22 protein-coding genes are annotated in these 19342 nt (G+C 70.9%); 14 read left to right on the top strand and 8 right to left on the bottom strand.

Going from position 1 to position 19342, the window contains the following annotated elements:
* Window position 1 precedes the first annotated feature (1 nt).
* Together AB4Z14_RS12775 and lexA are read right to left on the bottom strand one after the other, a co-directional pair.
* Window positions 2–937 carry a hypothetical protein gene (locus AB4Z14_RS12775; RefSeq protein ID WP_442275512.1) on the bottom strand — a complete coding sequence of 312 codons (936 nt, stop codon included), beginning with the start codon at window positions 935–937 and terminating at the stop codon, window positions 2–4.
* 109 nt (window positions 938–1046) lie between these two features.
* Window positions 1047–1772 (bottom strand): transcriptional repressor LexA, encoded by a 726-nt coding sequence (lexA, locus tag AB4Z14_RS12770; protein ID WP_256795411.1) that lies wholly within the window; start codon window positions 1770–1772, stop codon window positions 1047–1049.
* A 228-nt stretch (window positions 1773–2000) separates the two neighbouring features.
* On the opposite strand from lexA, the gene AB4Z14_RS12765 reads away from it, so the two are divergent.
* The 4 genes from AB4Z14_RS12765 to AB4Z14_RS12750 all read left to right on the top strand — a co-directional run bounded on the left by AB4Z14_RS12765 (window position 2001) and on the right by AB4Z14_RS12750 (window position 5463).
* The gene (locus AB4Z14_RS12765) at window positions 2001–2414 is read left to right on the top strand and encodes a LysM peptidoglycan-binding domain-containing protein (protein ID WP_442275511.1); all 414 of its coding nucleotides are present in this window, start codon (window positions 2001–2003) and stop codon (window positions 2412–2414) included.
* Window positions 2415–2681: 267 nt separating this feature from the next.
* Window positions 2682–2987 carry a hypothetical protein gene (locus AB4Z14_RS12760; RefSeq protein ID WP_442275510.1) on the top strand — a complete coding sequence of 102 codons (306 nt, stop codon included), beginning with the start codon at window positions 2682–2684 and terminating at the stop codon, window positions 2985–2987.
* 35 nt (window positions 2988–3022) lie between these two features.
* Complete coding sequence (locus AB4Z14_RS12755; RefSeq protein ID WP_442275509.1) at window positions 3023–4765, top strand: alpha/beta hydrolase; 1743 nt, start codon at window positions 3023–3025, stop codon at window positions 4763–4765.
* Entirely contained in the window at window positions 4762–5463 is a 702-nt protein-coding gene (locus AB4Z14_RS12750) for a hypothetical protein (RefSeq protein WP_442275508.1), read from the top strand. The genes AB4Z14_RS12755 and AB4Z14_RS12750 overlap by 4 nt, the downstream gene beginning before the upstream one ends.
* Here AB4Z14_RS12750 and AB4Z14_RS12745 read toward each other — a convergent pair.
* A complete protein-coding gene (locus AB4Z14_RS12745; RefSeq protein WP_442275507.1) occupies window positions 5369–6637 on the bottom strand; it encodes a sensor histidine kinase in 1269 nt (422 codons plus the stop codon). The genes AB4Z14_RS12750 and AB4Z14_RS12745 overlap by 95 nt on opposite strands.
* 111 nt (window positions 6638–6748) lie before the next feature.
* Between AB4Z14_RS12745 and AB4Z14_RS12740 the strand changes: the two genes are divergently transcribed.
* The 7 genes from AB4Z14_RS12740 to AB4Z14_RS12710 all read left to right on the top strand — a co-directional run bounded on the left by AB4Z14_RS12740 (window position 6749) and on the right by AB4Z14_RS12710 (window position 13799).
* Window positions 6749–7162, top strand: coding sequence for an ArsR/SmtB family transcription factor (locus tag AB4Z14_RS12740; protein ID WP_442275506.1), 414 nt, complete (start codon window positions 6749–6751; stop codon window positions 7160–7162).
* Window positions 7150–7293 carry a hypothetical protein gene (locus AB4Z14_RS12735; RefSeq protein WP_442275505.1) on the top strand — a complete coding sequence of 48 codons (144 nt, stop codon included), beginning with the start codon at window positions 7150–7152 and terminating at the stop codon, window positions 7291–7293. Before AB4Z14_RS12740 ends, AB4Z14_RS12735 begins: the two co-directional genes overlap by 13 nt.
* A gap of 261 nt (window positions 7294–7554) precedes the next feature.
* Window positions 7555–7983, top strand: a complete 429-nt coding sequence (locus AB4Z14_RS12730; RefSeq protein WP_442275504.1) for a Crp/Fnr family transcriptional regulator — start codon at window positions 7555–7557, stop codon at window positions 7981–7983.
* Window positions 7984–8477: 494 nt separating this feature from the next.
* Window positions 8478–8975 carry a transcriptional regulator NrdR gene (gene nrdR, locus AB4Z14_RS12725; protein WP_056776057.1) on the top strand — a complete coding sequence of 166 codons (498 nt, stop codon included), beginning with the start codon at window positions 8478–8480 and terminating at the stop codon, window positions 8973–8975.
* Between the two features lie 94 nt (window positions 8976–9069).
* A complete protein-coding gene (locus AB4Z14_RS12720; RefSeq protein ID WP_442275503.1) occupies window positions 9070–11997 on the top strand; it encodes a vitamin B12-dependent ribonucleotide reductase in 2928 nt (975 codons plus the stop codon).
* 372 nt (window positions 11998–12369) lie between these two features.
* Window positions 12370–12972, top strand: a complete 603-nt coding sequence (locus AB4Z14_RS12715; protein WP_442275502.1) for a DUF1326 domain-containing protein — start codon at window positions 12370–12372, stop codon at window positions 12970–12972.
* Window positions 12973–13049: 77 nt separating this feature from the next.
* Complete coding sequence (locus tag AB4Z14_RS12710; RefSeq protein ID WP_442275501.1) at window positions 13050–13799, top strand: DUF2182 domain-containing protein; 750 nt, start codon at window positions 13050–13052, stop codon at window positions 13797–13799.
* A gap of 52 nt (window positions 13800–13851) precedes the next feature.
* Here AB4Z14_RS12710 and AB4Z14_RS12705 read toward each other — a convergent pair whose 3' ends face one another.
* Window positions 13852–14520 carry a response regulator gene (locus AB4Z14_RS12705; RefSeq protein ID WP_442275500.1) on the bottom strand — a complete coding sequence of 223 codons (669 nt, stop codon included), beginning with the start codon at window positions 14518–14520 and terminating at the stop codon, window positions 13852–13854.
* 8 nt (window positions 14521–14528) lie between these two features.
* Complete coding sequence (locus tag AB4Z14_RS12700; RefSeq protein ID WP_442275499.1) at window positions 14529–15725, bottom strand: sensor histidine kinase; 1197 nt, start codon at window positions 15723–15725, stop codon at window positions 14529–14531.
* A gap of 199 nt (window positions 15726–15924) precedes the next feature.
* On the opposite strand from AB4Z14_RS12700, the gene AB4Z14_RS12695 reads away from it, so the two are divergent.
* Window positions 15925–16647 (top strand): ABC transporter ATP-binding protein, encoded by a 723-nt coding sequence (locus AB4Z14_RS12695; RefSeq protein WP_056776077.1) that lies wholly within the window; start codon window positions 15925–15927, stop codon window positions 16645–16647.
* Entirely contained in the window at window positions 16644–17387 is a 744-nt protein-coding gene (locus tag AB4Z14_RS12690; RefSeq protein WP_082623021.1) for an ABC transporter permease, read from the top strand. Before AB4Z14_RS12695 ends, AB4Z14_RS12690 begins: the two co-directional genes overlap by 4 nt.
* Before the next feature lie 83 nt (window positions 17388–17470).
* Here the strand turns inward: AB4Z14_RS12690 and AB4Z14_RS12685 are convergent, their stop codons facing one another.
* Genes AB4Z14_RS12685 through AB4Z14_RS12675 form a run of 3 tightly spaced genes read right to left on the bottom strand, consistent with a single transcriptional unit; the run spans window position 17471 to window position 18878 of the window.
* Window positions 17471–17710, bottom strand: coding sequence for a hypothetical protein (locus AB4Z14_RS12685; RefSeq protein WP_442275498.1), 240 nt, complete (start codon window positions 17708–17710; stop codon window positions 17471–17473).
* A complete protein-coding gene (locus AB4Z14_RS12680; RefSeq protein ID WP_442275497.1) occupies window positions 17707–18444 on the bottom strand; it encodes an RNA polymerase sigma factor in 738 nt (245 codons plus the stop codon). The genes AB4Z14_RS12685 and AB4Z14_RS12680 overlap by 4 nt, the downstream gene beginning before the upstream one ends.
* On the bottom strand, window positions 18441–18878 hold the full coding sequence (locus tag AB4Z14_RS12675; protein WP_442275496.1) for a hypothetical protein: 438 nt from the start codon (window positions 18876–18878) through the stop codon (window positions 18441–18443). Before AB4Z14_RS12675 ends, AB4Z14_RS12680 begins: the two co-directional genes overlap by 4 nt.
* Before the next feature lie 2 nt (window positions 18879–18880).
* Here AB4Z14_RS12675 and AB4Z14_RS12670 point away from each other — a divergent pair, with 2 nt between their 5' ends.
* Window positions 18881–19342 carry a hypothetical protein gene (locus AB4Z14_RS12670; RefSeq protein WP_442275495.1) on the top strand — a complete coding sequence of 154 codons (462 nt, stop codon included), beginning with the start codon at window positions 18881–18883 and terminating at the stop codon, window positions 19340–19342.

Genomic DNA, 19342 nt, shown 5'->3' with positions numbered 1-19342 from the left:
GCTATTCGGCCACGGACCGAGCCGAACGCGCCTCGGCGCCATCGGCCTCGCGCAGGTCCCACAGCTCCTTGGTCTGCACGCCCCAGTAGGCGGCGAAGAGCACGATGATGATGACCTCGGCGATGAGGATCAGGTGGTCGAAGCCGCGCACCGTCAGGGCCGTCAGCACCGTCGCCCCCAGGGCGAAGGCCAGGGCGACCGCGATCGCGATGTAGATGCGCTTGTAGAGCGTTCCGCTCGCGCCGGTGCCACCGGTGGTGCCTTGGTGGCGCTCCTCGGCGCGCAGGGCGCTGAAGACCATGACGGCGATCACCCCGGCCACCATGGTGCCCGCGGCGATGCCGTGGCTCAGCGCGATGAACCGGTCGCGCAGCACGAGGAAGAGGGTGAGCTCCGCGAGCAGCACCAGACCGCAGACGGCCGAGACGACCATCGAGCGCACCGTAGGCCGGTCGGACGGGTCGCGCGTCATCGCGCCGCGCTTGAGCCAGGCGGCCACGAGGGCCGCGAGGACGGCGACGACGACGAGAGACCAGATGTTGTTGCGCACGGCCGCGGCGATCTCGGCCGGGGTCTGGGTGTACGCGTTCGGCCCGCACCGCCCGTCCGGCACCGTCGGGACCATGGCGACGACGAAGGCCATGAAGCCCGAGAAGTTGAGCAGCACGTCCTCCTCGGGCGAGTGCCCCTTGTAGGCGATGAGGCTGGCCCCGAGCGCGCACAGCGAGCCGACGAAGACGGTCCGCGCCGGCGTGTAGTAGTACGCGCTGATCGAGCCGAGCCAGCACGAGTGGTCGGTCTCCCACCACCACTGGTAGCCCACCGAGAGGAGCAGCATGAGGAGCAGGGCGATCATTGCGCCGCGCAGGTAGCGGTAGGTGAAGACGACGTCGCGGGTGCGGCCGGGTGCCATGGCGGTCTCCTTCGCAGGACTCACGAGTCAGAGTCTCGCGCCGTCGCGTCCGATACGCCTCCCGGACGCGACGATGCCGCCGGCGCGAGGGGCGCCGACGGCATCCGTCGTCGGGTGGGGGAGCGGCGCGTCGTCAGAGCCGGCGCAGGACCGCCGTGACCTTGCCGAGGATCGTCGCGTGGTCGCCGTCGATGGGCGAGAAGTCAGGGTTGTGCGGCATGAGCCACACGTGCCCGTCGGTGCGCTTGAACGTCTTGACCGTCGCCTCGTTGTCGAGCATCGCGGCCACGACGTCGCCGTTCTCGGCGTGCTGCTGCTGGCGCACGACGACCCAGTCGCCGTCGCAGATGGCGGCCTCGACCATCGAGTCGCCGGTGACCTTGAGCAGGAAGAGATCGCCCTCGCCCACGAGCTGCTTGGGCAGCGGGAAGACGTCCTCGACGACCTCCTCGGCCGTGATCGGCACGCCGGCGGCGATCTGGCCGAGCACCGGGACATAGGAGGCCTCGGGGCGCGCGTCGCCCGAGTCGGTCTCGGTGTCGTAGTGGTCGCCCCGTGGACGTGGCACGGTCGGGTCGCCTCCGCGGTAGCCGAGCTCCTCGGCCTTCGCGTCGGGAGAGACGACCTCGAGGGCCCGCGGCCGGTTCGGGTCGCGTCGCAGGTAGCCCTTGGCGACGAGGGCGTTGAGCTGGTGGGAGACGCTCGAAGGGCTGGCGAGGCCGACGGCGTCGCCGATCTCGCGCATGCTCGGCGGGTAGCCGCGCCGGTCGACGGAGTTGCGGATGACCTCGAGCACCCGCCGCTGGCGGACGGTGAGACCGTCGCCGGTCTCGCGATCGGGAAGCTCGGTCACGCCCATGGTGTCCCCTTCGTCGGCTCGTCAGTCCGCGTCGTGACGCTGGGTGTGGGGCCAGTGTCAGTGGTGGCTGGTGAGGTCTGTGGTGTGAGGAAAGACTACGCAGTTCGAACACAGTTGCCAAACACCTGTTCGATGCGTGTCTCGACTTCATCGAACATACGTGCTACAACTCGTACAGACGTTCTATCGAACACGTGTTCGCCAGATCAGGAGCAAGGGGAGGTCACCATGAGCGCCATCGTCCTCGAGGCCGTTCGTCAGCCGCACACCGAGGAGCCCGCGCGGTCGCAGCCGACCGGTCGGCCCCGTCTCGTCCTCGTCCCCACCGGGCCGGAGGCCGCTCGTGCGGCGCGTGCCGCGAGGCCGCCGATGCGCCTGACGCGTTTCGGTCGCCTCGTCGTGACGCTCCTCGTCGCGGGCGTCGTCTCCCTCCTCGGCGTCGGACTCGCCGGTCAGCTCGCGTCGGCCACGGGCGAGCCGCGCACGATCACGGTCCGGTCCGGCCAGACCCTGTCGGGCATCGCCGCCCGCGAGCTGCCTGAGCTCACCACGGCCGAGGGTGTCGTCGAGTTGCAGATCGCCAACGCGCTCAGCACCAGCTCGGTCCACGCCGGCCAGCAGCTCGTCGTCCCGGGTCGCTGACCCGGGGCCTCCTGGGCCGGCCGAGGACGTATGCCGTGTGTCCGGCTGCGCCCGTCCCGGCCCTTCCGATCCGCCGCGTTGGCTCCACCTTCAGCGGCTGGCGGTAGCGGCGCTTCGACCCCGCCGTTCCTGCCCCGGACGCCGCATCCCTGACCGGGGTGCGGCGTCCTGCTGTGCCCGCAGCTGCCGTTCCCGACCCCTGTGGATGACGGGCTCGAGTCCTCGGGCGCCTTGCCTAGCGTGGCTGTCCTCGGAAGGGAGCAGGGGATGCGCTACGACGTGGACACCGACGCGCTGCGCGAGGACGCCGCCTCGGTCGGCGAGGTGCTGGCGCGGGTGCGGCGGCTGAGGATCGCCGACGAGCTGCGGCCACTCGGTGGGGCGATCCCCGGTGGTCGTGTCGCCGGCGGCCTCGGCCAGGTCGCTGCGGCGTGGGAGGCGCGGCTGGCCGGGACCCGCTGGGAGCTGCGCGAGCTGGGCCGCTGCCTCGCCACGGCCGCCGACACCTATGACGCCGTCGAGCACGCGTCTCGGCAGGCCCTGCGGTCGTCGTCATCCGGCGGCACCCGATGAGACCTGGTGTGGCGGGTGCCGGTGCTCCGCTGACCATGACCGTCGCCGATGTCCGGGCCTGCCGGCCGCAGTCCCTGCTCGAGGTGGGCCGGCGCCTCGAGGAGCACCGCCTCCGGGTCCTCGGACTCGCGGAGCTCGTGCTGTGGCGTCGCGCCGCCGCGCCGCGCTGGTCGGGCGCGGCCTCCTCGGCGGCCGCCGACCGCTACGGCCTCGTCGTCGCCGGCCTCGGACGGCTCGCGGGGAGCATCGCGGTGACCGGTCACGCGGTCGGGCACGCCGCGGCACGTCTGCAGTCGGCGCTCGAGCTCGTCGGTCGCGCCGACCGTCGAGCCGCCGACGAGGGCGCCTGGGTCGACGGCGAGGGTCGGCTCTTCCTTCCCGTCCGCGCGTCGCTCGGTGACCCTGCAGGCGAGGCGCACCGGGCACGGCTCGACGAGCTGTTGAGGGTCGAGGTGCACGCCTGTCTGGCGCGGGCCCGACAGGCCGCGAGCCAGACCGACGACGAGCTGTGGAGAGGGCTGCTGACCGCTGCCCGTGGCGCGACGGCGTCTCCGGGGACTGCCGGGCAGCTGGACCCGCAGCTGCCACCTCCGCCGGCGGGGCCCTCGACGAGTGCCGGGGTCGGCGGTCAGGTGTTCGCCTCCGCCGCCTGGTGGCGGTCCCTGACCGACGAGGAGCGACGCCGCGCCATCCGTGAGCGTCCGGACTGGGTGGGTCCTCGCGACGGGGTGCCGGCCGCCGCTCGCCACGAGGCCAACCTCGTCCTGCTCGGCCGAGCGGAGCAGGCTGCCTGGACCCGCGAGCAGGAGGCGCAGCGGGCGGCGTCTGCGAGCAATGCCGCCGAGCGCACCCGTTCGGCCGAGCACGTGGCGGCCCTGCAGGCGGTGCGCGACGTGCTCGGGCGTCGCGACGGTGGACCCCGACGTCTGCTCCTCGTCGACGCGAACGGACCCGACGTCAAGGCGGTCGTCGCGATCGGCGACGTCGACCGGGCCGAGCACGTCGTCACGTTCGTCGGCGGCCTGTCGACCATGGTCGGGGCCGATCTCCGGCGCTACGACGACACCTTCGTGCGGATGCGTTCGGAGGCCAAGGCGGTGGCGCGTGGTGAGGACGTCGCACTCGTGACGTGGATGGGCTACGACGCGCCGCAGGTCCACGAGATCGTCACGTCGGTCGACCGGAACGTCCTCAACGGCAAGCTCGCCCGCGACAACGCCGGCGCGCTGGCCGACTTCGTGACCGGTGTCGAGGCCTCCCGTCACCGTCCGGCTCACCAGACGGTCTGGGCCCACTCCTACGGCGGCACTCTCGCCGGCCAGGCCTCGCTCCGCACGAGTGCGATCGACGATGTCGCCGTCTTCGGTGCGCCCGGCCTGCCGTTCTCGGACGTGGCGCACACCGCCCTCAAACCCGGCTCCCTCAACGTCCTCGGCGCGGTCGGGGACGACGTGTTCGCCTACGGCTGGATGGTGCACGGCACGGCGCCGGCGGACGTCGTGGGCGCGAGCCGGCTCTCGACCTTCGCGCTCAAGCAGACCGGGACCGGCTGCAACCACTGGCTCCACCCGCGATCGGACTTCGTCGACGTCCGTCGCACCTCCGCCGGTCACTCCGACTACCTCCGGGCCGGCACCGACAGTGCGCGCAACCTCGTCGCAGTGGCGGCCGGTCGTCCCGACCTGCGGGTCTTCCAGGGCGTCGACGAGAGGGCGTGCACGACGACCGGACCGAGCCTTGGGACCGACCCCCTGCGCTGGCCGAGGCTCGTCCCGTGACCTCGTTCGACGACGGCCCGACCCGTCCGTTCGACGGTCTGGTCGGGTCCGCCCGACGCGACCGCCTCGTCGCGTGGGCGTGTGGGTGGCTCGCGGTGCTCCAGGCGCTGCCCTACGTCGCGGTCGGCTGGATCACCGACGGCGGGACGGCTGCCGGCGACGGTGCCCTGGACGCGTTGTCACCCAGCGCGCTGCTGGGCGTCGTCGCCTTCGGCGTCGTCCTGGCGGTGGCGCTGTCCCGGCCCGGGATGCAACCACTCGTCGACGCAGGCGTGGAGGTCGACGACACGGGCGGTCCCCTCCTTCCGACGCGCCCGACAGGCCCGACGCGCCTGACGTGCCCGACGTGGACGACCGGGTCCGTCGTACCGCGGTTGCGGTGGGCCGCCTTCGCGGCTCTGGCCGAGGCGGCGACCGTCGCCGGAGCGGCCCTGCTCGTGAGCGCCGAGAGCTCAGGAGCCTTCTCCGTCGGGGACGCTCTCGACGACGGTTCCGCCCTCGGGGCCTACGTCGCCACGGTCGTGCAGGTGCTGCTCATGGATGTCAGGGCACCGACAGCGTTCGTCGTCGCGCTCGTCGTCCTCGCACGGGCGCGACGTCCGGTCAGTCGCGGCGGGGACCGTCGTGCTCGTCCTGACGGGGGAGCTCGGCCGGCAGCTCGAACCACACGTCCGTCCCCGGACCGTCCACCGAGCTGATCCCGATCGACCCACCGTGGGCCTCGATGATGCGCTTGACCGTGGCCAGGCCGATGCCGCTGCCGTCGACGGACGTCTCGACGCGGTTGAAGAGGCCGAAGACCCGCTCACGGTCGGCGGCCGAGATGCCGATCCCGTTGTCGCGCACCGAGAGACGCCACGAGCCGTCGATCCGCACCGCCGAGATCTCGACGACGGGCGCGACGCCGGGGCGGGCGTACTTCACCGCGTTGGACACGAGGTTGAGCAGCACCGAGTAGAGCTGCTGCCCGTCTGCGGGCAGGGTCGGCAGCGCCCCTGTCGTTACGGTCGCCGACCGGGCGGTGAGCGTCGGGTCGAGGTCCTCGAGCACCGAGGAGAGCACGTCGTCGAGGTCGGTGTCGCTGCGGTGCAGCTCGGCTCCGACGCGGGCGTGGGCGAGGATCTGCTCGATCATCCCGGCCATCCGCGTGGCGGAGCGAAAGGCCGTGGCGACGAGGCGTTCGGACCACTCGTCCTCGGCGACCGCGGGCTGCTGACCGAGCATCTCGGTGCTCGCCATGATCGCGGTGAGCGGCGTGCGCAGGTCGTGGCTCACCTGTCCGGCGAAGACCGACAGGGCCTCGTTCGACCGGTGGAGCTCGTCCCTCGTCTCGGTGAGGGCCGCGAGCGAGTCCTCCAGCTCGCGGGTGCGCAGGCGCAGCTCGAGGACGTCGACGACGCGCTCGGCGATGGCGACGAGGGCCTCCTCCTGTGCTTCGTCGAGCGCGCGTGGCTGGGAGTCGAAGACGCACAGGCGACCGATGATGACGCCGTCCGGCGTGGTCAGTGGCGCTGACGCATAGAAACGGACGGTCCCGAGGATGCCCGTCACGAAAGGGTTCTCGCGGAACCGGGCGTCGAGGCTGGCATCGGGCACGACGACGCGGTCGGTGTGCTCGAGCACTGCTGCGCACATCGAGTCGTCGCGGGCACAGATGGCGGCGGCGAAGCCGGTGGTGGCGATCTGCTGCTGGTGGGTCGCGGTGATGAGGTTGATCGCAGCCCGGGGGACGGCGCACACCTGCGCCGCGATGTCGACGAGGGCCTGCAGCTCGCGCTCGGGAGCGTTGCCGAGCACGTCATAGCCCGCCAGCGCGTCCTCGCGTCGCTGGGCCGGGTCGAGGACGTCCGCTGATGATGTCCGGTTTGTCACGATAGGAAGACTCTGTCATGACGGCGTGCGGGGCAAGCACCCGGGCCTGACGCGTCACGTCCCGCCTCCACCGACACGCTCGGCAGCGAGACGGGGAACGCCCTGCTCGACGTGCTCACCGCCTTCCACCATCCGACCCGCCGCTGGCTGTGCGAGCTGCTGGCCGTCGAGGGCCCCGCCACCGCCGGTCAGCTGGCACGGCGCACCGGCCTGGCGGTCGGATCGGTGAGCCACCACCTCGGCACGCTGCACCGTTACGGCTTCGTCGAGCCGGCGCCCGAGCTGGCCCGGGAGAGCTGGTGGCGCAGTCGTCCCGGACAGCTCTCGTGGGACACGACCGACAACGGCGAGGGGACCGTCGCGCGGCGGATCGCCTCGACGGCCGAGGCCGAGAACTTCGGCACCACGTGCGCGCGGTCCAGCCGTGGCTCGCGGAGGGCGAGTCGGCACCGGCCGAGGTGCGGCACGCGTCGGTGGCGACCGAGACCCGGGCAACCGCCACTGTCGACCAGATGGGCGAGCTGAGCCGTCGGCTCACTGCGCTCGTCGTCGAGAGCGACGAGTGCCGCGCCGACGTGGAGGTCCACCCTGACGCCGAGCGTCTGCCGGTCCGGGTCTCGGCGCGCGTCTTCCCGAGCGGACCGGTGAAGCCGTGAGGGCCGGCCCCGGGCCGGCGAGGGTCGGGGCGTCCCCACCCGCCACCGACCCGTCCCTGATCGGTGAGGCACCGCCGATGTCGGTGCTCTGCCTGTGGTTCGCGACCCAGCCCGCATCGCGCGGCTGCGCTGAGCGACGGGCGCGTGCACGGCCCCCGGAACGTCCCTCCTCGTCTTCGTCGAATGCCTACCCGCGCGCTCCGAGGAGGGCTACCGTCGAAGGGCCGGCCCGCGAGTGGGCCACGAGGTGGGAGGCACTTCATGAGCCTGAAGGACTCGCTCTGCGCTGTCGAGCTCTTCTGCGAGCTGCCCGACGAACTCGTCGAAGAGGTGATCGCGCGCGGATCCACGGTGAAGGTGGGCCCCGGCGTCCCCGTCGTCAAGCAGGGCGACCGCGGCGCCGGCATGGTGATGCTGCTCGAGGGGACGGCCGACGTCGACGTCGACGGCCGAGGAGTCGGCTCGCTGTCGAAGGGTGACTACTTCGGTGAGATGTCGCTCATCGACGGGTCGGGGCGCACGGCCACGGTCACGAGTGGCCCCGAGGGACTCAGTGCCTTCCGGCTCTCGCCCGCCGCGTTCACCGACCTCATCGACCAGCACCCGCACACCGCCGTCCTGCTGCTGAAGGGGCTCGTCACCCGCGTGCGCCAGCTCGAGGTGCAGCTCGGCGAGGCCGCGGCCCGATGACCGGCGGCGCCACCCGACCCCGCGCACCGGGCCGGCTCTGACGGCCCGGGTGCCCGGAGGGGCCCGATCGTCGCGGTCGCGGCCGGGCGGCATACCCTCGTGGACCCGTAGATGGGGGAGTGGGTGGCGCGGGCCACCCCTAGATGTTGGGGATGGATGCTTCGCGACACGCCGGGACGCCTGGGACTGGATTGACGTTTGTGCAGGTCAGGGACGCGCCGCGCCGGACCTCGCTCACGTGCTTGCGATCGGGGTCACACCATGCCTACAGTTACCCCTACATCTAGTAGTTACACAGATGTAAGACGTCCACATGTAGTCCCCAGGCAAACGGGGGTTACGCACAGGTCATCCCCACGTCATCCCCAGATCCATCCCCAGCCCCGACCGGTCCCACGAACACTGGGCGGGGGTTGGGACGGGCTCGGGACGGCATACGGGACGGCTTGGAACCGTTGAACGACTGGGTCTCGGGGAAGGGAAGGTGACCAGACGTGCACTGTCCGTTCTGTCGCCACACCGACTCGCGGGTCATCGACTCGCGCACCACCGACGACGGCGCCTGCATCAGGCGTCGGCGCCAGTGCCCCGAGTGCAACCGCCGCTTCACGACGCTCGAGACCTCGAGCCTCAACGTGATCAAGCGGTCGGGGGCCTCCGAGCCGTTCAGCCGGGCCAAGGTCCTCTCAGGCGTGCGCAAGTCATGCCAGGGGCGGCCCGTCAGCGAGGACGACCTGGCCCTTCTCGCCCAGAAGGTCGAGGAGGCGATCCGGTCGCAGGGAAACGCCGAGATCGAGGCGCACGAGGTCGGCATGGCCGTCCTCGAACCGCTCCGCGAGCTCGACGAGGTCGCGTACCTCAGGTTCGCCAGCGTCTACCAGGCCTGGGAGAGCCTCGAGGACTTCGAGGGAGCCATCGCGCTCCTTCGAGCCGAGCACGACGCGCTGGGGGAGGAGCCCACGGCTCCGTCCCGGCTCGACGTCCAGCGGTAACCACCCTCCACAGCACGTCCGGGACACCCGCCCTGTCGGTGCCCCACGCAACACTTGAAACCAGCAGCAGATTCGGTCAGGGAGGCCGCACGACATGACGGAGATCGGTAACCGCAGCTCACGCTCGAAGGCAGGCGCCAAGGGCGTCAAGATCGAGCGCATCTACACCACGCCCGGTGTGCACCCGTACGACGAGGTCACGTGGGAGAAGCGCGACGTCGTCCAGCAGAACTGGAAGACGGGCGAGACGATCTTCGAGCAGCGCGGGGTCGAGTTCCCCGACTTCTGGTCGGTCAACGCCAGCACCATCGTCACCACCAAGTACTTCCGCGGCGCCGTCGGCACCGCCGCCCGTGAGGTCTCGCTCAAGCAGCTCATCGACCGCGTCGTGCTGACCTACGTCGCCGCCGGCAAGAGCAACGGCTACTTCGCCTCGCCCGACGACGCCGAGATCTTCGAGCACGAGCTGACCCACGCCCTGCTGCACCAGGTCTTCTCGTTCAACTCGCCCGTGTGGTTCAACGTCGGCACCAAGAGCCCGCAGCAGGTCTCGGCCTGCTTCATCCTCGCCGTCGACGACTCGATGGACTCGATCCTCAACTGGTACAAGGAGGAGGGGAAGATCTTCCAGGGCGGCTCCGGCGCCGGCCTCAACCTCTCCCGCATCCGCTCCTCCAAGGAGCTGCTCTCCTCCGGGGGCACGGCCTCCGGTCCCGTCTCCTTCATGCGCGGCGCCGACGCGTCCGCCGGCACCATCAAGTCGGGCGGCGCGACGCGTCGTGCGGCCAAGATGGTCGTCCTCGACGTCGACCACCCCGACATCGAGGAGTTCGTCGAGACGAAGGCGCGCGAGGAGGACAAGATCCGCGCCCTGCGCGACGCCGGCTTCGACATGGACCTCGGCGGCAAGGACATCGTCTCCGTCCAGTACCAGAACGCCAACAACTCGGTCCGCGTCAACGACGAGTTCATGAAGGCTGTCGAGGACGGCACGGAGTTCGGGCTGCGCTCGCGCAGCGACGGCTCCGTCATCGACACCGTCGACGCCCGTGAGCTCTTCGGCAAGATCGCCAAGGCCGCGTGGGAGTGCGCCGACCCGGGCATCCAGTACGACGACACGATCAACGCGTGGCACACCAACCCCGAGACGGGCCGCATCACCGCGTCAAACCCGTGCTCCGAGTACATGTCGCTCGACAACAGCTCGTGCAACCTCGCCTCGCTCAACCTGCTGAAGTTCCTGCGCGACGACGACACGTTCGACGCCGTCACCTTCCAGAAGGTCGTCGAGCTCGTCATCACGGCGATGGACATCTCGATCTGCTTCGCGGACTTCCCGACCGAGCCGATCGGCGAGACGACGCGCAACTACCGCCAGCTCGGCATCGGCTACGCCAACCTCGGTGCGCTCCTCATGGCAACCGGCCACGGCTACGACTCCGAGGGTGGCCGCGCGCTCGCCGCCTCAATCACCTCGCTGCTCACGGGTGCCGCCTACAAGCGTTCCGCCGAGATGGCCTCGGTCGTCGGCGCCTACGCCGGCTACGCCCGCAACGCGGACGCCCACAAGCGGGTCATGCGCAAGCACCAGGCCGCCAACGACAACATCAAGACGCTCGACGCGATGGACTCCGACGTCCACAAGCTCGCGACGAAGGCGTGGGACGACGTCGTCAAGCTCGGTGAGAAGCACGGCTACCGCAACGCCCAGGCGTCGGTGCTGGCCCCGACCGGCACCATCGGCTTCATGATGGACTGCGACACGACCGGCATCGAGCCGGACTTCTCGCTCGTGAAGTTCAAGAAGCTCGTCGGTGGCGGCTCGATGCAGATCGTCAACCTGACGATCCCGCGGGCGCTGCGCAAGATGGGCTACACCGGCGAGACGGTCGAGGCGATCGTCGAGTACATCGCCGACAAGGGTCACGTCATCGACGCCCCCGGCCTCAAGCCCGAGCACTACGAGGTCTTCGACACCGCCATGGGTGCGCGCTCGATCTCGGCCATGGGCCACGTGCGCATGATGGCCGCGACGCAGCCGTTCCTCTCCGGTGCCATCTCCAAGACGGTCAACCTGCCGGAGACGGCGACGGTCGAGGAGATCCAGGACGTCTACATGCAGGGCTGGAAGCTCGGCATCAAGGCGCTCGCCATCTACCGCGACAACTGCAAGGTCGGTCAGCCGCTGTCCGACGGTGGCTCGACGGCCAAGGACAACAAGGCCGCCGCCGAGGCTGCTGCCGCCGAGGTCAAGGTCGAGAAGGTCATCGAGTACCGCCCGGTCCGTCGCCGCCTGCCCAAGCGCCGCACCTCGCAGACGACGTCGTTCGCCGTCGGTGGGGCCGAGGGCTACCTCACGGCCGGCACGTACGACGACCAGCAGCTCGGCGAGATCTTCCTCAAGTTCGGCAAGCAGGGCTCCACCCTGGCCGGCGTGATGGACGCCTTCTCGATCGCCGTGTCCATCGGTCTCCAGTACGGCGTGCCGCTCGAGACGTTCGTGGAGAAGTTCACGAACCTCCGCTTCGAGCCGGCCGGCCTGACGGACGACCCGGACGTGCGCATGGCGCAGTCGATCATGGACTACGTCTTCCGCCGCCTCGCGCTGGACTACCTCGACTTCGACACCCGCTCCTTCATGGGCATCCACACGGCGTCGGAGCGGGCGCGCCAGGTCGAGACCGGCTCCTACGAGGCCCTCGAGTCCGACGAGTCCGACGAGGACCTCGAGGACGAGCTCGAGTCGCTCCAGCAGTCGGCCCCGGTCTCCAAGAAGGCCGAGCACAAGGCCGAGGAGGCCCACGCCGAGTCTCCGGCCGCGGCCGCCGAGGTGAAGTCCGGTGCGGGCGCTGCCTCCGCCCGCGAGATCTCCAGCGACGTGCACAGCTCGGCCGAGCTGCTCGAGAAGTTCGGCGGCATCACCGCCGACGCGCCGATCTGCATGACGTGCGGCACGAAGATGCGCCCGGCCGGCTCCTGCTACGTCTGCGAGGGTTGCGGAAGCACCAGCGGCTGCAGCTGATGGTGCAGCTGACGTAGCTGGTCCGACCACGAGCGGCCAGCGACCCCGGCCCGGCCTCCTTGGAGGCCGGGCCGCGGCTGTTCAGCAAATCGAGCGGCAAGCGCAGCCGGAACTGAACCGGGAGCCCGGGTCCAGTCCGTCGTACACGGATCCGGAGCACCTGCCGCGGCCCGTCGCCGCCGGCCGCCGGCGACAAACGAGTCGAAGTCTCCCAAACAAGGTCACGGGGACGCAGGCCCCGGACCTCCCCGGGGACACGTCGGGCTGGTGGGGGCGCAGCAGATCGCGCCGAACGGGGAAGTGGCCCCTCAGTTTCGTTGACGCGCATCGCCGTTGGGGAAAAACTGGAGGGCACGAGGAAGGGGTTCGACGATGGCGTGGAATCTGACCGGTAGCTACGTGGAGACCTGTTCGTGCGAGCTGATGTGTCCGTGCAACCTCTCCCTCGATCACGGCGCAACCTACGACTTCTGTCGGGTGACCCTCGCCTTCTCCATCAGCGAGGGCCAGGTCGAGGGCACTGACATCAGCGGGCGGAGGGTCGTGCTGATCGCCGACACCCCGAAGGTGATGACCCAGGGCAACTGGCGGCTCGGGGTCTACGTCGATGATGACGCCAGCGACGAGCAGTTCGACCAGCTGGTCAAGGTCTTCGGCGGCCAGCTGGGTGGGCCGATGGGTGCTCTGGCGCCCTTGGTGGGGGAGGTCGTGGGGGTCGAGCGCGCCACCATCGACATCTCGGACGACGGGCTGCTGCACCGTGTGCGGGTGGGGGACTCGATCGACTTCGAGATCGAGGACATCGTCCCGTTCGGCGTCGAGACAGGAGAGCCGGTGCGTTTCCACGGAATGTTCCACCCGGTCGGTTCCGACCTGACGATGGCCGAGGCACGCCGCACCCGCATCAACGCGTTCGGGATCTCGTACGAGGGCAAGACGGGCCTGTCGACCTCCACGTTCGCCTGGGCCGCCTGACCTCGATGCGCGCGCCGGCCGAGCCGGGGGGTGACGCGGCGGGTCCGGGTCCGGCGATCGCCGCGATGCGCACGCGCATGGGTCTGGTTGTCGCGCTCTTCGCCCTCGCCGCGCTCGGCTGGCTGCTGACTGCGCGTGAGATGCGCGGGATGGATGCCGGACCGTGGACGAGTCTGGGCAGCCTCGGCTGGTTCCTGGGCATCTGGGTGGTCATGATGGCGGCGATGATGTTGCCTTCCGTGGCACCCACGGTCGCCTTGTACTCCCGTCTCACCAGGACCAGTGCGCCGCTGTCACCCTGGATGTTCGCCGCGGGGTACCTGCTGACCTGGGCCGTCGCGGGGGTCATCGCGTACGCCATCGGGGTGATCGTCGGTGCCATCTTCGGGGATGCGCTCGCGTGGGACAACGCCGGGCGGACCGTCGCGGGCGTCACTCTGGTGGTCGCCGCCGTGTACGAGCTCACCCCCCTCAAGGACGTGTGTCTCGGCGCGTGCCGCAGCCCCCTTGGTGCGCTTCTGGGCTCGTGGCGCGGTGGCTTGAGCGGGGCCCTGAGGATGGGAGTTCGCAACGGGGCCTGGTGTGTCGGATGCTGCTGGGCGCTGATGGCTTCCCTCTTCGCGCTGGGTGTCATGAGCCTCACGTGGATGGCTCTCGTGGCGGGCATCATCGCCCTCGAGAAGCTGCTCCCGTGGCGGCGCGTCGTCACGTACGCGACGGCCGCGCTCCTGCTCGTCCTCGGCCTGCTGCTGTTGTCCGCCCCGAATGCGCTCCCGGGACTGACCACTCCGTCGGGCATGACGATGTCGGTCGGCCTGCCTCGATGACATGGCCTGACCCGGCATGGCTACCGGAGCCGTGGCTGGCGTGGGGCCGGGTTCAGGGGGCGTGCGGCTCCACGAGCCCGCTCTCGTAGGCCATCACGACGAGCTGGGTGCGGTCTCGGGCTCCGAGCTTCATGAGGAGCCGGCTCACGTGGGTCTTGGCCGTCGCCGGGGTCACGAAGAGCTCGGTGCCGATCTCGTGGTTGGACAGGCCCCTGGCGACGAGCAGGAGAACCTCCCGCTCGCGCTCCGTCAGCGCGTCCAGGGTCGCGGGCGGGTCGGGTCGTCCGACCACGTCGGCCGGCTCTCGCCGGACGAACTCCTCGATGAGCAGGCGCGTCACCGTGGGCGCCAGCAGCGACTCACCACGCGCGATGACTCGGATCCCGTCGAGCAGCTGGGCCGGCGGCGTGTCCTTCAGCAGGAAGCCGCTGGCTCCCGCGCGCAGGGCTCCGAAGACGTACTCGTCGAGGTCGAAGGTCGTCAGGACGAGCACGCGTGTGGACAGGCCGAGGGCGGCGATGGCGCCTGTCGCCGCGAGTCCGTCCATCACCGGCATCCGGATGTCCATGAGCACGACGTCCGGCTCGAGCTCGCGCGCGAGCGCGACCGCCTCGGCGCCGTTCTCGCCCTCACCCACGACCTCGAGGTCGGGCGCGGAGCCCACCAGCACGCAGAACGCTCCTCGCACGAGGGCCTGGTCGTCCACCACGACGACGCGCACCGGCGCACTCACGGCGTCTGCACCGCATACGGCAGCGTGGCGTGCACCCGGAACCCGCCTCCGGGCCTCGGGCCGGCCTCGAAGCTCCCGCCGTAGAGCTCCACCCGCTCCCGCATGCCCACCAGTCCCTGGCCGGCGCCCGGGGCGACACCGACGTCCGACTCCGGGACGTCCCCACGGCGCGGACGCCTGGCTGGTCCCTCGTCGAGCACCTCGAGGTCGACCGTCTCCTCTGAGCAGGCGATGTGGACGTGAGCGACGGGTCCGCCGTGCTTGAGGACGTTCGTCAGCGCCTCCTGCACGACGCGGTATGCCGCGAGGTCCAGGCCGGCGGGCAGGCTCGCCCCGTCGCCGGTCGAGCTGACGGTGACCCCGACACCGGTCCGGCGCGTCTCGGCCACGAGCCGAGGGATGTCGGCGAGCCCGGGCATGGGGTGCATCGCGGTCTCACCGTCCTGGCGGAGCACCCCGAGCATCCGACGCATCTCGGTGAGCGCACCACGGCTGGTCGACTCGATGACCGCCAGGGCGTCTCGAGCTGCCGTCGGGTCCGTGGCGATGACGTGGCTCCCGACACCCGCCTGGACCGCGATCACCGACATCGAATGAGCCACGACGTCGTGCAGCTCGCGGGCGATCCGAAGCCGCTCCGCCGTCACGGCCGCGCGGTCCCGGTCCTCCCGCTCGCGCTCGAGCAGGCGGGCTCGCTCTTCGATCGCCGCCCACCGGAGGCGTCGCTGGCGCAGGTTGTCGCCGGCCAGCCACGCGACCGCTGTCGCGAGCAGGGTCGAGATGACGTCGCTCGGGGAGACCACGCCTGCGGGTTGGGCGGCGATGGCCAGACAGAAGGCCCCCACGGTCGCGCCGAGCGCCAGGAGCGAGTCGCGGCGTCGACCGTGCAGCGCGAGTCCGAACAGCAGAGCGAAGGCGCTGACCCCGGGGTAGGGGGCGTAGTGCAGCAGCGAGAAGGCCACGAGGGCCACGAGCGTCACGGTGAGGGCGAGCCACGGGGCTCGGCGGTGCACGGCGTACGGCGCCGTCATGAGGATGCCCAGCACCCAGGCCCACGCGTCCACCGGCCGCTGCCCTGCGCGGACGGCCACGCCGAACGACAGGACGAGCAGGACGAAGAGGCCGAGCGCGACGAGAGCGTCGGCGACCCGTGGGTCCAGCCGCCGCGGGCGTCGCCGCCAACGCGTGTCCATACCTGAAGGGTAGGGAGCGGGGGCCTCCGTGGGATCGGCTTCGGGGCGTACGCCCCGGGAGGTATGCCGTCTCGTGGGCGACCGATGACCCCACCTTCAGGCGCACGCGGAGGCTCGGCCGCACGGCCGACGACCCAGGACCCCGTGGAGCCGGATCGTTGGTCTCAGCCAAACCGGCCCGACACAGGAGCTCAGCACCATGCCAACACTCTCGTTCCACCAGCTCACGAAGCACTACGGTCCCGTCACCGTCCTCGACGGCTTCACGGCGACAGCCCTTCCCGGCCGAGTCACCGCGTTCCTCGGCGTCAACGGGGCAGGGAAGACGACGAGCATGCGGATCATGCTCGGTCTCGCCGACCCGACCAGCGGGGAAGCGACGATCGACGGCGTCCGCTACGCCGACCTGCCCCATCCGACTCGCGTCGTCGGCGCGGTCCTGGACCAGGGATTCCACCCGAACCGCTCTGCCCGCAACCACATCCGCCTGACCGCGAGGCAGGCGGGGGTTCCCACCGACACGGCAGACGACCTCCTCCACCGCTTCGGTCTCGGGGCCGCGGCCGGTCGCCGGGTCGGTGGCTTCTCGCTCGGCATGCGCCAGCGGCTCGCCCTGGCCTCGGCGCTCGTGGGCGACCCGTCAGTGCTCGTCCTCGACGAGCCGCTCAACGGCCTCGACCCGGACGGCATCCGCGAGATGCGCCGCTTCCTGCGGTCCTTCGCGGACGCCGGCGGCACCGTCTTCCTGTCGAGCCACCTGCTCAGCGAGGTCGCGGCAGTCGCTGACGACCTCGTCGTGATCCACCGTGGCACCCTCGCCGCCGCCGGCCCGGTCCGCGACATCGTCACCGACGACACCGACCTCGAGTCGGTCTTCCACGACCTCATCCACTCCACCGACACCCAGGAAGTCTGGTCATGAGAACCCTTGTCTCCCTTGAGCTCTACAAGCTTCGCACCACCCCCGCTGCGTGGGTGAGCCTCGGCATCACCCTCGTGCTCGGAATGGCCTCCGTCGCCGCCAACGCACTCGTCCCCAGTCCCGGGGGACCGGCCTTCGGGTCGACGGACCACGTCAACCACACGCTCTCCGTGTCGGCGCTCACCTCGATGGTGATGCTGGCCATCGGGGTGCTCGTCGTCGCTGGCGAGTACCGACACCGCACCATCATGCAGACCTTCCTCGGCGAGCCCCGCCGGGCCCGGGTGCTCGCGGCCAAGGCCGTCACCGTCCTCGGGCTCGGCGCACTCCTGGGCGCCGGCACCTTCGGCATCGCCTACGCGGAGGCCGTGATCATCTACGGCGCCCGCGGGGTGCACTCGCTGCCGATCGACGTGGCCCAGCTCTGGATCGGCGCCACGGTGGCCTCCGCCCTCTACGGCCTCGTCGGCGTCGCACTCGGGGCACTGACCCGCAACACGGTCGCTGCCATCGTCGGGGCGATCACCTGGGTCATGATCATCGAGGTCGGCATCCTCGCCAGCGCCCTCCCCGAGGTCGCCCAGTGGCTCCCCGCGGGGGCTGCCATCGCCCTGACCAGCGTCGGCACGGCAGCGCACGGGATGCTGAGCCCGACGACTGCTGCCCTCGTGCTCACCGGTTGGGCGTTGCTCATCTCAGGGGTCGCGGCCCGCTTCAGCCTCACCCGTGAGGCGCACTGAGCCACCAGCAGGCGACCACGTCTCGGGTCCACACCGGACCCGAGACGTGGTCGCCTGCCGGGTGGCCGTGCTGGGCCCGAGCCTCACCGGCCGTCGAGCAGCCGCAGCAGCGACTCGGCCTCCTCGTCGCAGGCTGCGCACCCTCGCAGGTGGGCGGCCATCGCCTCGTCCCGGTAGGTGGGGTCGTGCACCAGCGCCTCGGCGTAGCTGTCCACCCGATCGAAGCACTCGTCGCACGAGAGCCAAGGGGTCGTGTCCTGCAGCAGCGCGCTGACGTTGCGTGGTGTCAGGGCGGCCGAGTCGGGGCGAGGTGTGGTGCTCATGGAGTGCCTGCCGTGGGGGTGGGGGAGATGCGTGAGCTGGCGTCGGAGGGGGCCGGATTCGGTGGGTTTGCCGGGTGGACGGGCAGGTAGCCGTTCGTGGTGAGCTCCGTCCGCAGGCGGACCCGGAGGTCGTGCAGCGTCTTGTAGAGGGCTCCTCGGTTGGTGCCCAGGCGGTCGGCAAGAACGTCGATCGGGATGCCGTCGACGAGGAGGGCGATCGCGATGCGCCGCTGGTAGGGCGTGAGAACGCCACGCATCGCAGCGGCCACGGCCGCCGCGAGGTCGTTTCCCTCCGCATACAGCTCGGGGTCCTCGTGCCGCGGCGCGCTCGGCACGTCGAGGTCACGGAGCTCCACCTCACGGTGCTGCCACTGCAGCCGCCGGACCTCGGTCGCCGCCTGGAGGATGGCGAACTTGAAGGCCCACGTCGTGAAGCGGCTCCGCCCCTCGAAGGTGTGCAGCTTGGCCAGCAGCGCTGTCATGGCCTCGTCGGCCGCCTGGTTGACGATGACGTCGACCGCCGACGGGGAAGGATCGGGCAGCGCGGGACGCATGCGCCACACCTGGTGCGCGGCGGCCCGGAGCATCAGCGCATGCAGCTCTCGCAGGGCCGAGGCCTGTTCGGGTCCTCCACCGGTGAGCGCCGCCACCCAGTCCATCGGGCCCGGGACATCCGACGGTGGTGACGACACCGAGGTGTTCGAGCGCTGCTCGTCCCTGCTCACGGCGGTCATCGGCCCACCTGCGGCGCATCGGGGCCGTCGAGGCCGTCGAGGCCGTCGAGGGGGGACAGGATGCGTGCCGCGAGATCCGGCGGGCAGCCGGCGTCCACGAGCTCGAGCAGCGCGTGCAGGTCGACCCGCTGCCGGGCCAGGTCACGAGCGAGCAGGGCCGGGAAGCCCGCCTCGCGTAGCCGGCACCTGCGCCACTCGACGACGTCGAGCGGTGGTCCGGCGGACTGGCAGGGGACCGCGGTGGCCGGGGTGTGGGTCTGGTGCGGGGTCATGCCCTGTTGGCGGTGTGCAGCGTCGCCGGTCTTACCGGTCGGGGACAGCGCGGTAAGACCGATGACGCGTGGACGCACTAACACCCCGTCAGCGTCCCACCCGGCCGCCTCGATGTCGCGGAGCAGCCCGGAGGGCACCGAGCCACCAGTCCAGGAGGACACGCATGGTCACCATCGGCAGTCCCAGCACCACCCGTCGGGTCGAGCACCCCGCACGTCCGGACAGGAGTGACCCCACCTACCAGGCGTATGCCGTGCTGCGCGCGGCCTTCGTCGTCGCCCCGGTCGTCTTCGGTCTCGACAAGTTCACCAACCTCCTCGTGCAGTGGGACCAGTACCTGGCCCCCGTGCTGTCCCGGCCGCTGCCGGTCACACCGCACCAGGCGATGTATGCCGTCGGCGTCGTCGAGGTGGTGGCCGGCCTCGTCGTCGCCCTCCACCCGCGTCTCGGCGCCATCGTCGTGGCCGCGTGGCTCGGCGGCATCATCCTCAACCTGCTGCTCCTCCCCGGCTTCTACGACGTGGCCCTGCGCGACCTCGGCCTGCTGTCGGCGGCCGTCGCCCTGCAGCGGCTCGCCACTCGCTTCGACCCGCGCCCCGTGCTGTGGCCGGTCCGGCGGGGCTGA

Source organism: Terrabacter sp. 2TAF16 (assembly GCF_052115065.1).
Classification (GTDB): domain Bacteria; phylum Actinomycetota; class Actinomycetes; order Actinomycetales; family Dermatophilaceae; genus Terrabacter.
The sequence above is the reverse complement of the archived record's forward strand: the minus strand, read 5'-3'. Positions and strand labels throughout refer to the sequence as shown.

Bases quoted from the DNA above. Each gene is read 5' to 3' on its own strand.
- AB4Z14_RS12700 (WP_442275499.1), bottom strand. From the start codon at position 15,725: ATGGACACGCGTTGGCGGCGACGCCCGCGGCGGCTGGACCCACGGGTC.
- AB4Z14_RS12735 (WP_442275505.1), top strand. From the start codon at position 7,150: ATGGGCGAGCTGAGCCGTCGGCTCACTGCGCTCGTCGTCGAGAGCGAC.
- AB4Z14_RS12670 (WP_442275495.1), top strand. From the start codon at position 18,881: ATGGTCACCATCGGCAGTCCCAGCACCACCCGTCGGGTCGAGCACCCC.
- AB4Z14_RS12680 (WP_442275497.1), bottom strand. From the start codon at position 18,444: ATGACCGCCGTGAGCAGGGACGAGCAGCGCTCGAACACCTCGGTGTCG.
- AB4Z14_RS12710 (WP_442275501.1), top strand. From the start codon at position 13,050: ATGGGTCTGGTTGTCGCGCTCTTCGCCCTCGCCGCGCTCGGCTGGCTG.
- AB4Z14_RS12730 (WP_442275504.1), top strand. From the start codon at position 7,555: ATGAGCCTGAAGGACTCGCTCTGCGCTGTCGAGCTCTTCTGCGAGCTG.
- AB4Z14_RS12690 (WP_082623021.1), top strand. From the start codon at position 16,644: ATGAGAACCCTTGTCTCCCTTGAGCTCTACAAGCTTCGCACCACCCCC.
- AB4Z14_RS12720 (WP_442275503.1), top strand. From the start codon at position 9,070: ATGACGGAGATCGGTAACCGCAGCTCACGCTCGAAGGCAGGCGCCAAG.
- AB4Z14_RS12755 (WP_442275509.1), top strand. From the start codon at position 3,023: ATGACCGTCGCCGATGTCCGGGCCTGCCGGCCGCAGTCCCTGCTCGAG.
- AB4Z14_RS12685 (WP_442275498.1), bottom strand. From the start codon at position 17,710: ATGAGCACCACACCTCGCCCCGACTCGGCCGCCCTGACACCACGCAAC.
- AB4Z14_RS12760 (WP_442275510.1), top strand. From the start codon at position 2,682: ATGCGCTACGACGTGGACACCGACGCGCTGCGCGAGGACGCCGCCTCG.
- AB4Z14_RS12765 (WP_442275511.1), top strand. From the start codon at position 2,001: ATGAGCGCCATCGTCCTCGAGGCCGTTCGTCAGCCGCACACCGAGGAG.
- AB4Z14_RS12715 (WP_442275502.1), top strand. From the start codon at position 12,370: ATGGCGTGGAATCTGACCGGTAGCTACGTGGAGACCTGTTCGTGCGAG.
- lexA (WP_256795411.1), bottom strand. From the start codon at position 1,772: ATGGGCGTGACCGAGCTTCCCGATCGCGAGACCGGCGACGGTCTCACC.
- AB4Z14_RS12695 (WP_056776077.1), top strand. From the start codon at position 15,925: ATGCCAACACTCTCGTTCCACCAGCTCACGAAGCACTACGGTCCCGTC.